Annotated in this window: 13 protein-coding genes and 1 CRISPR repeat array (1 of these 14 cut by a window edge); of the genes, 7 read left to right on the top strand and 6 right to left on the bottom strand. The window is 67.2% G+C overall.

Going from position 1 to position 13,583, the window contains the following annotated elements:
- A CRISPR array of direct repeats spans positions 1 to 213; the repeat unit is 32 nt; unit sequence GTTTCGACCCACGCCCCCGCGTGGGGGGCGAC (it extends 1,892 nt beyond the left edge of the window).
- Positions 214 to 613: 400 nt separating this feature from the next.
- Positions 614 to 1,753: an epoxide hydrolase family protein gene (locus EV666_RS16040; protein WP_132010391.1), complete on the bottom strand. Its 1,140-nt coding sequence runs from the start codon at positions 1,751 to 1,753 to the stop codon at positions 614 to 616.
- A 182-nt stretch (positions 1,754 to 1,935) separates the two neighbouring features.
- Complete coding sequence (locus EV666_RS16035; protein WP_132010389.1) at positions 1,936 to 2,193, bottom strand: hypothetical protein; 258 nt, start codon at positions 2,191 to 2,193, stop codon at positions 1,936 to 1,938.
- Positions 2,194 to 2,641: 448 nt separating this feature from the next.
- On the opposite strand from EV666_RS16035, the gene EV666_RS16030 reads away from it, so the two are divergent.
- On the top strand, positions 2,642 to 3,619 hold the full coding sequence (locus tag EV666_RS16030) for a PaaI family thioesterase (RefSeq protein ID WP_165910054.1): 978 nt from the start codon (positions 2,642 to 2,644) through the stop codon (positions 3,617 to 3,619).
- 169 nt (positions 3,620 to 3,788) lie between these two features.
- On the opposite strand, the gene EV666_RS16025 is transcribed toward EV666_RS16030, so the two are convergent.
- Complete coding sequence (locus EV666_RS16025) at positions 3,789 to 4,073, bottom strand: putative quinol monooxygenase (protein ID WP_132010385.1); 285 nt, start codon at positions 4,071 to 4,073, stop codon at positions 3,789 to 3,791.
- 569 nt (positions 4,074 to 4,642) lie between these two features.
- A complete protein-coding gene (gene cutA, locus EV666_RS16020) occupies positions 4,643 to 4,957 on the bottom strand; it encodes a divalent-cation tolerance protein CutA (RefSeq protein WP_165910053.1) in 315 nt (104 codons plus the stop codon).
- A 152-nt stretch (positions 4,958 to 5,109) separates the two neighbouring features.
- Here cutA and mbfA point away from each other — a divergent pair, with 152 nt between their 5' ends.
- The 4 genes from mbfA to EV666_RS16000 all read left to right on the top strand — a co-directional run bounded on the left by mbfA (position 5,110) and on the right by EV666_RS16000 (position 8,589).
- The gene (gene mbfA / locus EV666_RS16015) at positions 5,110 to 6,093 is read left to right on the top strand and encodes an iron exporter MbfA (protein ID WP_132010381.1); all 984 of its coding nucleotides are present in this window, start codon (positions 5,110 to 5,112) and stop codon (positions 6,091 to 6,093) included.
- Between the two features lie 162 nt (positions 6,094 to 6,255).
- A complete protein-coding gene (locus EV666_RS16010) occupies positions 6,256 to 7,029 on the top strand; it encodes an NAD kinase (protein WP_132010379.1) in 774 nt (257 codons plus the stop codon).
- 148 nt (positions 7,030 to 7,177) lie between these two features.
- The gene (locus EV666_RS16005) at positions 7,178 to 7,684 is read left to right on the top strand and encodes a MaoC family dehydratase (RefSeq protein WP_132010377.1); all 507 of its coding nucleotides are present in this window, start codon (positions 7,178 to 7,180) and stop codon (positions 7,682 to 7,684) included.
- A gap of 32 nt (positions 7,685 to 7,716) precedes the next feature.
- Entirely contained in the window at positions 7,717 to 8,589 is an 873-nt protein-coding gene (locus EV666_RS16000) for an HpcH/HpaI aldolase/citrate lyase family protein (protein ID WP_132010375.1), read from the top strand.
- Positions 8,590 to 8,700: 111 nt separating this feature from the next.
- Here EV666_RS16000 and EV666_RS15995 read toward each other — a convergent pair whose 3' ends face one another.
- Positions 8,701 to 9,312 carry a flavin reductase family protein gene (locus EV666_RS15995; protein WP_132010373.1) on the bottom strand — a complete coding sequence of 204 codons (612 nt, stop codon included), beginning with the start codon at positions 9,310 to 9,312 and terminating at the stop codon, positions 8,701 to 8,703.
- Positions 9,312 to 9,875 (bottom strand): nitroreductase family protein, encoded by a 564-nt coding sequence (locus tag EV666_RS15990; protein ID WP_132010438.1) that lies wholly within the window; start codon positions 9,873 to 9,875, stop codon positions 9,312 to 9,314. The genes EV666_RS15995 and EV666_RS15990 overlap by 1 nt, the downstream gene beginning before the upstream one ends.
- 226 nt (positions 9,876 to 10,101) lie before the next feature.
- Here EV666_RS15990 and EV666_RS15985 point away from each other — a divergent pair, with 226 nt between their 5' ends.
- Positions 10,102 to 11,094 carry a hypothetical protein gene (locus EV666_RS15985; protein ID WP_132010371.1) on the top strand — a complete coding sequence of 331 codons (993 nt, stop codon included), beginning with the start codon at positions 10,102 to 10,104 and terminating at the stop codon, positions 11,092 to 11,094.
- A gap of 153 nt (positions 11,095 to 11,247) precedes the next feature.
- Positions 11,248 to 13,371, top strand: coding sequence for an AI-2E family transporter (locus tag EV666_RS15980; protein WP_132010370.1), 2,124 nt, complete (start codon positions 11,248 to 11,250; stop codon positions 13,369 to 13,371).
- Positions 13,372 to 13,583: the final 212 nt, after the last annotated feature.

Genomic DNA, 13,583 nt, shown 5'->3' with positions numbered 1-13,583 from the left:
TGGGGGGCGACTACGCCATGGGCGAGAGCACGATTGAGCCATACCAGTTTCGACCCACGCCCCCGCGTGGGGGGCGACCCCGCATGGAGCGCGAACGCCTGGAGTTTGTCCGATGTTTCGACCCACGCCCCCGCGTGGGGGGCGACGGCGTAACGTGACCAGCCTCAACGACAACGCCCTTGTTTCGACCCACGCCCCCGCGTGGGGGGCGACCGCTATCCTTTAACCCGAAGATTTCGCGAAATGAAATCTGGCGTCAGCGCGAAGGGGGGTCCTGGCGGCGCGCAGTGGGGCTGGTGGAGGCGGGGCCGGGCGGAAAGCTCTGGGCTGGCAAGCCCTTGCGTGGAGCGCGAACCCCGCCGGGTTTTCGGGCCAGCTTGGGGTTCGCGCGAGCAGGCGCATCCTGGCCGGCGCATCGTAGGAATACTGGCCTTCGGAAAGAATGGTCGCGCCCTGCCAAGGAAAAACGCATCCCGCGCAAACGGCGGGATACGGTCCACTTTCGGCATGAGCGGATTTCAGACCGCCCTCCGCCGCGTTGTTGCGGCCAGAACTTCAGGCCAAAAACTTCGGGTCAGAAAACCTGCAGGAAACCAGTTCTGGCAAAAAAGGCTCAGCGAAACGGGCGCAGCGCGACGCGCAGTTCGTTGACGAACAGTTCCGGCTGCTCGAAGGCGGCGAAATGGCCGCCGCGATCCAGTTCATTCCAGTATACGATATTACTGAAACGTTTGTCCGCCCAACGGCGCGCTGGTGGGGAAATATCTTTCGGGAAAATGCTCGCTGCTACCGGAACCCGCACCTCGCCGCCGGAGAAGTGACGGAAACTCTCCCAGTAGAGCCGGCCCGATGAGCCGGCGGTCGCCGGCAGCCAGTACAGCATGATGTTGTCGAGCAGTTCATCGCGGGTCAGCACGCTGAGCGGATCGCCATTGCAATCCGTCCACTCGAAAAACTTCTCGAAGATCCAGGCCGCCTGGCCGGCGGGCGAGTCCGTCAGGCCGTAGGCCAGGGTCTGCGGGCGGGTGCTCTGCTGCACCGCATAGCCGTTGCCCTGGTCGCGATAATAGCGGGCGCGGGCCAGCAGCGCCTTTTCCCGGTCGTCCATGTCGTCCCGCTGGTCACGCCCGGGCGGCGCCGTCACCATGTTCAGGTGGATGGCCGCGAGGCCAGGCGGCGGCGCCTCGCCCATGGCGATGCTGATGGCCGATCCCCAGTCGCCGCCCTGGGCCACATAATGCTCATAGCCCAGCCGCCCCATCAGCTCGCCCCAGGCGGCGGCGATACGCTGCGTCGTCCAGCCCGCCTGCAGCGGTTTGCCGGAAAACCCGTAGCCGGGAATGGAGGGCGCCACGACATGAAAGGCGTCGGCCGGATCGCCGCCGTGGGCGGCCGGGTCGGCCAATGGGCCAATGATTTTGTGAAACTCGATGACCGAGCCGGGCCAGCCGTGGGTGATGATCAGCGGCAGGGCGTCCGGATTGGGCGAGCGCCGGTGAATGAAATGAATGTCAACGCCGTCGATCCGCGTCATGTGCTGGCCGAAACCGTTGAGCATCGCCTCGCAGCGCCGCCAGTCGTAAGCGCGGAGCCAGTAGTCGCAGAGGTCCTGAACCGCGGCGAGCGGCGCGCCCTGGCGCAGGTCGTCCACCGTCTCCTTTTCTGGCCAGCGCGTGCGCGCCAGACGCTGGCGCAGGTCGTCCAGCGCTTCCTCCGGCACGGACAGCACAAACGGCGTGACAGGCTCCGTCATGATCCCCCCTCCCACGCGCGCGCAGGTCTGCTTTTCGTTTCTGGTTGTCTCCGGCAGGAGACAGCATTTTTCGCGCCGCGGGGAGGTGTTGCAGTGGGCTTCAGCGATATTCCAGAGACGAATGCCCGGGGCGTTGTTCACTGGCGCGGTCGCATCAGGCCTCCGCGCCAGCTGGTCCGGCGTTACTTGCCCTTAACTTCGGCGAGCAGCTCATCATACATCTTGCAGGCTTCGGTCATCGAGCCGGGCGCCTGCTGCTTCGCCTGAATGGCCTGCATGCGCTGGGTGACTTCCATGGCTTTCTGCTGATCCCTGGCCGCCAGCGTCTGCAGCGAGGTCGACAGCTCGGTCGCCTTCGCGTTGATGTCTTCGGCCGTGCAGGCAAACGCGGAAACCGGCGCCAGGGCCGCGACGACAACGAAGATCCTCAGCATGTTCACGGTAACGTTCCTCCAGTGCGCCCTGTGCTCCGGCCATGGCCGCCAGCAGCGGGGCGTTCCTTTCGGTTGATGGGCGGAGCTTTTGCCGCCCGCTCCTGCGGGGCGGCCCTCCAGAAAGCTCCAGCTTGACGGCGCGGACTTCTGTCGCTGCGCGCCGCCGCCCCTTGTGCGCGATTCAGCCGTCGCGCCCCAATCACAATTGCAGCAGTGAACTATCGCCCCGCCGCCGCGCCCGCGCTGCCATTTGACGCATTTTCTTCACGAAAGGTGGGCTCCACTTTTCCCGAAAATGCTCTAGAAACCCGTAGCAACCATGCCTTCCAGGAATGGAACGCGGTATTTTTACAAGAACGACAGGCGGGAAACGCGGAGCGGAGAAACGGGCGGAAGCAGCATCGCTTTCCCGGACCATGCCCCGCGCCGGCGACCTGACGGAGACGAGCAGACAATGACCACGAATGAATCCGCCGAAAAGCTCGCCGCCAGGGCCCTTGCCGCCGGAGAGCTGGCGGACGGCGCCGAAATCGATCCCGCCTTGCTCGAATTCATCGAGGCCCGCATGGCCGGCGGCACGCCGCACGCCCACGCCCTTGGCCTCCGGTTTGAGAGCGCGCGCGTTGGTCATGCAACCCTGGCCTTGCCTTACCAGGCGCAATTCGCGGGTGACTCAGAAACCGGCGTTCTCCATGGCGGCGTCATCACCGCCCTGATTGATCACACCTGCGGCGCCTCGGTGCAGCTGAAGAAGGCCATGCGCCAGGCGATCGCCACGCTGGACCTGCGCATCGACTACATGAAACCAGCCGCCAGCGGCGAAACGGTGCATTGCCACGCCCACTGCTACAAGATGACGAAGAACATCGCCTTCGTCCGGGCGGAAGCCTACCAGGGCGAGGGCGACCTCATCGCCAACGCGGTGGCTACCTTCATGCTGGCCGCCAACAAGACCAGCCTGAGCGTCCGCCCCGACACGACGAAGCTGAACGAACTGCCGGTGCGTCCGCCGGCGCCGCCCAGGAGCCCGGGCAGCCCGGCGCAGAAGATGCTGGAGCGGATGAGCTACGCCCAGTTTCTTGGCGTGGAGTGCGAGCAGCGTGGCGACGATGTCACCGCCGTCATGCGCTTCGAGCCCAGGCTGATTGGCAACCCGTCCCTGCCCGCCCTGCACGGCGGCACGATCGGCGCTTTCCTGGAAACCACCGCCCTGTTGCAGCTCAGCGCCCAGTTCGGCCAGGACCGCCCGCCAAAGCCCATTGGCCTCACCATCAATTACCTGCGCTCCGGCCGACCGGTGGACACCTACGCCCGCTGCCGCATCACCAAGGAAGGCCGCCGCGTCGTCGCCGTCATGGTCGAGGCCTGGCAGGAGAACCAGGACAAGCCGATCGCCAGCGCCTACGGCCATTTCCTGCTGCGCCAGGAATGACGGAAGGAATGGCGGTGGCGGATATCCGCCGGCAAGGACGTGTCCGCCAGCAAAAAGGCCGCCCATTGGGCGGCCCGTTTTGTTCCGGAGCGCTGCTCCCGCCGGTTCATCAGGCGGGCGCCACGACCGGTGGGCAACCGGTCGATGAGGCGGCTGCGCGCGGCCTGCCTCAGGCTTCCTGGAGCACTTCCACGGACGGCGGTCCGGCCATGAACTGGCCCATTTCCTTGCCAAGCGCGCGGAAATGGTCGGACTTGCGGTGCGCCTCAATGGCGGCCTGATCCTTGTAGCGTTCAATGAACACATACACGGTGGGATCGTCCGTCTTGTGCAGGGCGTAGAATTCGCAGCCTGGCTCGTTGGCGTTCACCTTCGACGCCAGTTCCTTGGCGACCTTCTCGAAAGAAGCGCCCTCGCCTTCCTTGACCTTGATCCGTGCAACGATCGAAACCATGCGTATTCCTCCATCAACGTCCCGCCGGCCGATCCTGGCCTGTACAGGGCGCTTCCACGTTTCTGGCCGCCGGACAGGGAAACGACAGCCGCAGCCCCGCCCACCGGACCATCAGGCATAGAACAAGTTGGGCCGATATGGAAACCGCGGACCACAGCCCGTGGCGGCGTGTGGAGAACGTCGCCCCCGGAGCTGGGGCGCCCAGAAAGTGGGTCGCCCCGGAAAGATGAGCGCCCGGAAAGGCGCCCGCGACCCGAACGAACAACGTCCGGGCGCGGAGCAGGGGTCAGGCCAGATCAGATCAGGGCCACAACCGGCGCGGACCAGGGCAGAGCCGCGCGGAGACAAAAATGCCCCCTCTGAGGGGGTCAGAGGGGGCGGGTCTCATGGAGTGAGCACCGGTGCGGGCAACTCCGCATATACCGGTTGTTAATAATGACTTAACACATATTGACGCCTTGTAAAAGCAGAAAAAATTCCCCCTGTCCCTGCAATGTCTGGTCCCGCCGTACGGTGGATCCGGCCGGCGCGCCGGGAAACCAACGGCTCCCGGTCGGCTGCCGGCGGCCTCAGCCCGTGGCTTCGCGCAGCCAGGCGGCGGTCGCGGCGTCTGGCGCGACGTGGAGGAACGCCACCACCGGCGTTTCATAGGGATGAAGCGCGCGTAACCGCCCGGCGGCCGCCTCCGCGGCCTTTGCCGGCAGTTTGAAGATCACCACGACCTCCTGTCCTTCTTCGACCCCATCCCCATAGCGATAGATGGACCGCATACCGGGAATGATATTGGCGCAGGCGACCAGACCCGCCTCCACCAGCTCCCGGGCGACCCGCGCGGCCGCCGCCTCCCCGGGAAAGGTGGTGTACAAAAAGACGAATTCGCTCACCGCCGCCTCCAGTTTTCCAGTCGCCGCCTGGCGCGCCCCGCCAGCCAGCCAGCCCGTGACGCCAGCGGCCCGCGAAACCCCTGACGACTTGCCGTCCGGCAAATTTTGGAATAATTCTAATATACTGTCATTTTGGACATGATATCAAATCCATGCTCACCCGTCTCTTCAACGGCGGCCGCCGGCCGTTCGATTCCCTCTCCGAACAGGAAATTCTCGCCCTCGCCATCTCCTCCGAGGAGGATGACGCGCGGATTTACCTCGCCTACGCCGACGGTCTGCGTGATGATTTTCCTGATACGGCGCGGATTTTCGAGCGTATGGCCGCGGAAGAGCATGCCCATCGCGACGCCCTGATCGCCCTGCATCAAGCCCGCTTCGGCGATACGATTCCACTGATCCGCCGCGAGCACGTCAGTGGCTATTTCACCCGCAGGCCGGACTGGCTGGTGCGCCCCCTGGGCATCGACAGGGTTCGCGCCGCCGCCGCCGCCATGGAGGAGCAGGCCTGGCGTTTTTACGCGACGGCGGCCGAACGGGTAACCGACGCGGCGACCCGCAAGCTCCTCGGCGATCTCGCCCTTCAGGAAAAGCAGCACGAAGCGCTGGCCGACGCGCTGGAACAGCGACTGACGCCGGCTGACGTTCAGGAGGCCGAGCGCGCCGCCGAACGCCGGCGACAGATCCTCACCTATATCCAGCCCGGCCTAGCCGGCCTGATGGATGGCTCGGTGTCGACGCTGGCGCCCATTTTCGCCGCCGCTTTCGCCACCCAGGACACCTGGCAGACCTTTCTCGTCGGCCTCTCCGCCTCGGTTGGCGCCGGCATTTCCATGGGCTTCACCGAGGCGGTGCATGACGACGGCAAGCTCTCGGGCCGGGGCTCGCCGATCAAGCGCGGCCTCGCCTGCGGGATCATGACCACGCTCGGCGGCCTCGGCCATGCCCTGCCCTATCTCATCCGCGATTTCTGGACCGCCACCGCCGTCGCCGTCGTGCTGGTGTTTTGCGAACTGTGGGCCATCGCATGGATCCAGAACCGTTACATGGAAACCCCCTTCTTCCGCGCCGCCCTGCAGGTGGTGCTGGGCGGCGCGCTGGTGCTGGCGGCCGGCATCCTGATCGGCAGCGCCTGACGGCCGCCGGGGCCTGGCCCGAACGGGCCTGGCCGGCGCGCCGCCCCGTGCGGTTCCCTTGTCCTGCGGGACGTGTCATTCATATCGCGGCGCCATGCACCCACCGCGTTCGGGGAAGGCGTGAGCCAGCGCCATCCCTTGAGTGGAGCATTCGGGCGGAACATGCCACGCAGCTATTCGTCGATCGGCTTTGTCGCCAGCGACAATCCGGAAGCCCAGGATTCCCGGGTCAGGCTGGAAGAACGCTATGGCGGCGTTGATCCCAAACAGGCTTCAGTCATCGTCGCCCTCGGCGGCGACGGGCTGATGCTGCAAACCCTGCACCGTTTCATGGGGCGCGACAAACCGATCTACGGCATGCATCGCGGCTCGGTCGGCTTCCTGATGAACGACTATTGCGAGGATAACCTGATCGAGCGGCTGGCGGCGGCGCAACGCTCCATCATCCATCCGCTGCTGATGCGCGCCATCGATCACAATGGGGATGAAACCACCGCCCACGCCATCAACGAGGTCAGCCTGCTCCGCCAGACCCATCAGGCGGCGAAGCTGCGGATTTCCGTTGACGGCAAGGTGCGCATGGAAGAGCTCACCGCCGACGGCATTCTGGTGGCGACCCCGGCCGGCTCCACCGCCTACAACCTGTCGGCCAACGGCCCGATCCTGCCCCTGAACGCGCCGTTGCTGGCGTTGACGCCCCTGGCCCCGTTCCGCCCCCGCCGCTGGCGCGGCGCCCTGCTGCCCAATCACGCCAGGATCGCCATCGAGGTGCTGGAGCCTGAAAAACGGCCGGTCGCGGCCGTCGCCGACGGCCACGAGGTCCGCCGCGCGCACCGCGTCGAGGTGCGCAAGGACCCCTCCCTGCAACTGGTGCTGCTGCACGACCAGGGACACAGCCTTGACGAACGCATCCTGCGCGAGCAATTCGGCTACTGAGGATGTTCCGGCAATCCGGGCGGGCTTTCACGGCGGGACAACGCTCGCGCCGGCGCCGGCGGAGCGGCCCCCCGGCTCATCGCCGTGAATTCCGCCAGAAGCCGCGGGCAGCCCAACAATGAAGAGGCGCGGAAAATGAGGGAGCGACATGACGCACGAGAACGACATATCCCGGCTGGACGCTGACGGACGCCATCCGCGCGGCGGCCTGTGGTTCGAGGACTTCACCGTTGGCCGGACCTTCGCCCACCGTCTGACGCGGACGGTGACCCAGGCGGATAACATGCTGTTCTCCAACATGACGCTCAATCCGCAGCCATTGCACATCGACGCGCATTTTTGCGCCACCGAGACCGAGTGGGGGCGGCCGCTGGTCAATTCGCTGTTCACCCTCGGCCTGATGGTCGGCATTTCGGTGAACGACACCACCATGGGCACCACCATCGGCAATCTGGGGATGACGGACGTGCGCTTCCCGGCCCCGCTGTTCGAGGGCGACACCGTGCGCGTCGCCACCGAAGTCGCCGCGGCCCGCGTATCGAAATCGCGGCCGGACGCCGGCGTCGTCGACTTCATCCACCGGGCGTACAAACAGGACGGAACCCTGGTGGCCGAATGCCGCCGCCAGGCCTTCATGCGCCGCCGTCCCGCCTGATTTTCCGCCTGATTCCCTACCGGACATTCCCGATGCGCTCCTTTCTTTTCGTCCCTGGCGACAGTCCCAAAAAAATGGCGAAGGCGCTGGATTCCGGCGCCGACGCGCTGATCATCGACCTGGAGGATTCCGTCGCCATCGGTCAGAAGGACGAGGCGCGGGTGACGACCCGGGACTTCGTCCGCGAGGCGCGCGGGGCCGCGGGGCGGCCACGCCTGTTTGTCCGGGTCAACGCGCTGGATTCGGGGCTGACGGACGCCGATCTCGACGTGGTGATGGCGGCGGCGCCCGATGGCGTTGTGCTGCCCAAATCGTCCGGCGGCGCCGATATCTCCCATCTTGCCGCCAAGATCGCCGTGCGCGAGGCGGAGTTCGACCTGCCGGACGGCGCCACCGTCATCATGCCTGTCGCCACCGAAACGGGGGCCAGCATATTCGGCCTCGGCAGCTACGCCGGCGCCAGTCGCCGCCTCATCGCCCTGTCCTGGGGCGCGGAGGACCTGTCCGCCGACATTGGCGCCCAAGCCAACCGGGACGCGGCCGGCCAGTTCACCGGGCCGTTCCGCCTCGCCCGCGCGCTGCTGCTGTTTGGCGCCAGCGCCGCCGGCGTCGCCGCCATCGACACCGTGTTCACCGGCCTCAGGGACCTGGAGGGGCTGGACAGGGAATGCGCCGACGCCCTGCGCGACGGCTTCTCGGGCAAGCTCGCCATTCATCCGGCGCAAATTCCGGTGATTCACGAGCGGTTCACGCCATCGGCCGCCGCCATTGCCGAAGCCCGCGCCATCGTCGACGCATTCGCCGCCAATGACGCCCTCGGAGTAATCAACATCGACGGCCAGATGATCGACCGGCCGCACCTGCTGCGCGCCCGGCGCACGCTGGCCCGGGCCGGGCAGGCGTAAAACGGCGGCGCGCCCGCTCCCGCCGGCTGTCACATCACGTGGGCGCCTGATCACTTTCGCGCGTGGGCGCGTGATCATCCGGGCGCTGGGCGCGCGATGAGGCTTGCCTGCTCAGTCGCCGCCGCCTTCGGGGCGCTTGATGGAAAACACTTCGTTGACCACCGAATAGTCCCGGAAGCCCAGGCGGGCGATCGGCCGCATCGCCGCCGTGTCGATCATGCCGTCGCGGATGAAGCGGTCGTCGATGTAGACGCCCACGACCTGGCCGAGCACCAGCTTCCAGCTGGTGTCGCGCCCTTCCAGATCGTCCAGCCGCACGGTTTGCAGGTAGCGGCATTCCAGCGCCGCCGGCGCCCCACGCACCCGCGGCGGCTTCACCAGCACCGATGGCTCCATCTCAAGCCCGGCGTGATCAAACTCATTGACGCCGCGCGCCAGCGGCGCCGACGTCTCGCTCATGGCGAAACGTTGGTCCCAGGTGGCGATGCTGCACGTGAACTCCCCTGTTTCCTCGACAAAAGCGATGGAATCCTTGTAGCCGCCGGTGGAGAATCCAACGATGGCCGGATCGGTGGAGAAGCCGTTGAAGAAGCTGTAGGGCGCCAGATTGACCGCCCCAGCCGCGCTCACCGAGCTGATCCAGCCGATGGGGCGCGGCGCCACCAGCGCCTTGAACGGGTCGTGCGCCAGGAACTCGCGGCGGCGGTCTGCTTCGTAAAACATCAGCTTTCCCCGTACCAGGAAACGATTTCGGTCAGATCGGGCCGTTCGCGATCCGGCGGAACGGCGGCGGCGGAGCCGATATGGATATAGCCGGCGATCCGCTCGTCGGGGCGGACCCCAAGCGCCCCCAGCACCCGCCGGTCGAACGCCAGCCAGCCGGTGAGCCACGAGGTGGCGAAACCCATGGCGCAGGCAGCCTGGGTCAGGGCCATGCACACCGCGCCAGCGGACAGCTCCTGCTCCCACAGCGGAATTTTCACGTGTGGCCGCGCCGTGGACACCACCGCCACGATCACCGGCGCCATGGTCATGCGGGCGCGCTCCGCCTCGATCTGCTCCGGCCGCGCCCCTGGCTGGTCGGCGCGCGCCGCCGCCGCGATCACCGCGCCAATTCGCTCCCGGCCCTCGCCGGCGATGACAATGAACCGCCACGGCGCCAGCTTGCCGTGATCCGGCACGCGGCTGGCCAGCCGCAACAGTTCTTCGACCTGGGGGCGTGAAGGACCCGGCTCTTTCAGGCCGGCGGGCGGAACCGAGCGGCGGGCGGCCATCAGCTTGAGCATCTCTGTCACGGATCACCTTTTCTGACGGGTCCATGCGATTTTCCGGGGCAAACGCTGACCCGGCAGACCCGTCCGGTACTTGCAGACGGGCTCTTATAACGTCCGCGAGGCTTGCGCCGCTACGGGCCGCGATGCATGACAACCGCCGGCGCCTGAAAATAGGCGTGATCGGCCTGCACACAGGATGGGCAGGACGTCTGGGCGGTGAAATAGCGGGAATGCGAACGTGAGGAAGCAAACGGTTGTCGCCATGGCCGCTTTGGCGACGGTTATTGTCACGCCTGTCCTTCCCGCATCCGGGCAGACCGGCGGCCCGGCAGCCGCGCAGGAGCCAGCGCCCGCGCCGTCCACCCCGGCCCCATCCGCGCCCGCCCCTACCCTGGCGACGCCGCCGGCCCACGGCGAGGCCGGCTCGCTGACCGCCCCTTTGCCTGAACCTGAACAGGCGGAGAAGCTTTTGCGCCTGTCGCTCGACGCCACCCTTGGCTCCACGCCCGGCCACGGCCTCGCCCTGCACAGCGGGGTGGTGTGGCGGGTTTACGCCGACGCCCCCGACCCGAATGGCGAGATCGCCCGTCCCGTCGCCGAGTCGACCGAGGCGACGCCGACCCTGCGCCTGAAGCCCGGCGTCTACATGGTGCACGCCGCCTATGGCTACGCCAGCGCCATGCAGCGGGTCGACCTCACCTCGGACAGGCAGGTGAAGCTGGCCATCAACGCCGGCGGGCTGAAGGTGCTCGGCGCCGTTGGCGATATGCCGATCCCGTCCTCGCAGATGCGCGTTTCGGTATTCGTGCCGGTCGGGCAGGACCTAGAAGGCCGCCGCGTGGTGGAGAACGCCCCGCCGGGGGTGACCATCCGCCTGCCCGAAGGCGTCTACCATGTGGTTTCCACCTATGGCGATTCGAACGCGGTGATGCGGGCCGACCTGAAGGTCGAGCCCGGCAGGATCACCGAGGCCACCCTGCACCACCGCGCCGCCGTCGTGACCCTGAAGCTGGTTCAGGCGCCGGGCGGCGAAGCCTTCGCCGGCACCGCCTTCAGCGTGCTGACCCCCGGCGGCGACGTCATCCGCGAAGAGATCGGCGCATTCCCCTCCGTCGTGCTGGCGGAAGGCGATTACGTCGTCATCGCCCGCTATGACGGCAAGGTGCACACGCGCGAATTCAAGGTGGAATCCGGCGCCAACCGCGATGTGGAGGTGCTGGTCAGCCAGTAGGCTGGCATTGATGCGCCCCCAGCCCGCAGGCTGACGTGGCAGGCTGACGTGAATGTATCCCCCAGCAGGCGGAACGACTTGCCGCCTTCCGCGTTCCTTCTGCGAGGCGCTCCCTGCCCTTCCGGGTGGGGCCACCAGGGGGAACGATCATACATGGCGCCAGTTCGCGACACCGCCCGCCCTTCCGCCCCGCCTGTCCTGAGCCCACCCCGGACCACCCCGGACATCGCCCGCCCGTCAGCCGCCGCCCTGCTCACCCTCGTCGTGCTGGCCGGGCTGCTGTATGTGGGGCGGGACATTTTCATGCCGCTGGCGGTGGCGATCCTCCTCACCTTCACCCTGGCGCCCATCGTCAATTTCCTGCGCAAATGGTCGGTGCCCAGGATTCCCGCGGTGATCTTCACCGTCACCGTGGCTTTCGCCATCATCGGCCTGTTCAGCTTCATCGTCGCCTCCCAGATCACCAGCCTCGCGGGCAACATCCCGACCTATCAGGCCAACATCGTCCAGAAGGTGCAGGCCCTGAAGGAGATGGGCGCGGGCGGCGGGATCATTGACCGCATCAACCGCGCTGTCGCCCGCATCGGCGCCGAGATAGAAAAAACTGCCCCGTCGGCGCCCCAGAGGGAATCCGCCGCGCCGGAGGCCGCCGCGCCGGCCAGCGAGGCCGCGCCGGCGGAGCAGAAGCCGCTGCCGGTGGAGATCGTCACCCGCGAAGGCCCGGTGGAGATCCTGCGCAACGTCGTCATGCCGCTGGTCAGCCCCTTCGCCACCGCCGGCCTGATCATCGTCGTGGTGATCTTCATGCTGCTGGAGCGCGAGGACCTGCGCGACCGCTTCATTCGCCTGGCCGGCGCCGGGGATCTCTATCGCACCACCGAGGCGCTGCAGGACGCCGGCGCCCGCGTCGGCCACTACCTGCTCATGCAGCTGGTGGTGAACACCCTTTACGCCATTCCCATCGCCCTTGGCCTGTGGCTGCTCGGCATTCCCAACGCCATGCTGTGGGGCCTGCTGACCCTGGCGCTGCGCTTCGTGCCCTATATCGGCCCGGTCATCGGCATGATGATCCCGCTGTTTCTCGCCCTCGCCGTCTCGCCGGGCTGGACGCTGCTGCTGTGGACGGCGGCGCTGTTCATCGTGGTCGAACTCATCAGCAACAACATCATCGAGCCCTGGCTCTACGGCTCCCGCACCGGCCTTTCACCCATGGCGATCATTGTCGCGGCGATTGTCTGGACATCCCTGTGGGGGCCCGTTGGCCTCGTGCTTTCCACGCCAATCACCGTCTGTCTGATGGTGCTGGGCCGCCACGTGCCCCAGTTCGCCTTTCTTGACGTGCTGCTCGGCAACACGCCGGTGCTGGAGCCGCACCAGCGCCTCTATCAGCGACTGCTGGCCGGCGATCCCCACGAGGCCACCGACAACGCCGAGGATTATCTGGAAACCGGATATCTGGTCGATTACTACGGCGACATCGGCCTGCCGGCGCTGCGCATCGGCGAAACTGACCGCCAGCGCGGCGTACTGGACGAGGCGCAGCGCGCCCGCTTCGCCGCCACCGCCCAGGCGCTGGTCGCCAATCTGACCGATATCGCCCTGGAGGAAGAGGCGGAGGAGGAAAACCACAGGGAGGGCGCCGACAACGCCGAAGGCCAGGGCGCCGCCGGGCCGGTCGCCAGACTGCAACGCGGCGTGCTCGCCAGGCTGCGTCCCGGCAGGGAGGCGGAGGCGGAGGCGGACGCCCACGACGCGGCGCAACCGGCGGCGACCGAGGCGCCGGCCCTGGTGCTGCCGGACGGCGAAGGCCGCCGCCTGCTGTTGATTGGCGGCCGCAGCGAACTGGACGACGTGGCGGCGGCCATGCTGGCCCAGACACTCCAGGCGCAGGGCGCGGAAACCAGCCTGGCGCCATTCTCCGATATCGCCGGATTCGGCCGGCTGACGCTACCGCTGGACGGCGTCGATACGGCCGTCGTCGCCTACCTCAACGTTGCCTCGGCCGCCCACGCCCGCCAGACGGTGCGCCGGCTGAAACGGGCGCAGCCCGCCCTGCGGGTCGGGGTGTTCGTGCCGCTGGATGAGGCCGATCCGCCGCTGCCCTTCGACGCCCCGGCGATCTATGCCGACTTCATCGCCACGCGGCTGCGCGACGCCGTGCGTCTCGCCCTCGCCGACGCGGAGCCGGACGCGGACGTCAACCGCCGCCTGTTCACCCGCCACGTCGCCCGCCCGCTCCGCGCCCCGCGCCAGCCAGCCGCCGCCGTCAAAGGATAAAACGCCCCATCCAAAGCGTGGCTGAAACACAACGGACGGATATGACGGGCGCCCCGATCATCCGCCCCCGTCATGCCCGCGCGACTTGCCGCGCCCGGCTTGCCCGCGCCCGGCTTGCCCGCCCGTTGCGGGCGTCATCCCTTCCCATCAGGCAAACCGCAAAAATAACGGCCCCGGAGCCATGAGCTCCGGGGCCGCTTTATCTTCTCACC

It is taken from the genome of Camelimonas lactis, assembly GCF_004342915.1.
GTDB lineage: Bacteria > Pseudomonadota > Alphaproteobacteria > Rhizobiales > Beijerinckiaceae > Camelimonas > Camelimonas lactis.
This window is presented reverse-complemented; position numbering and strand designations above follow the sequence as displayed.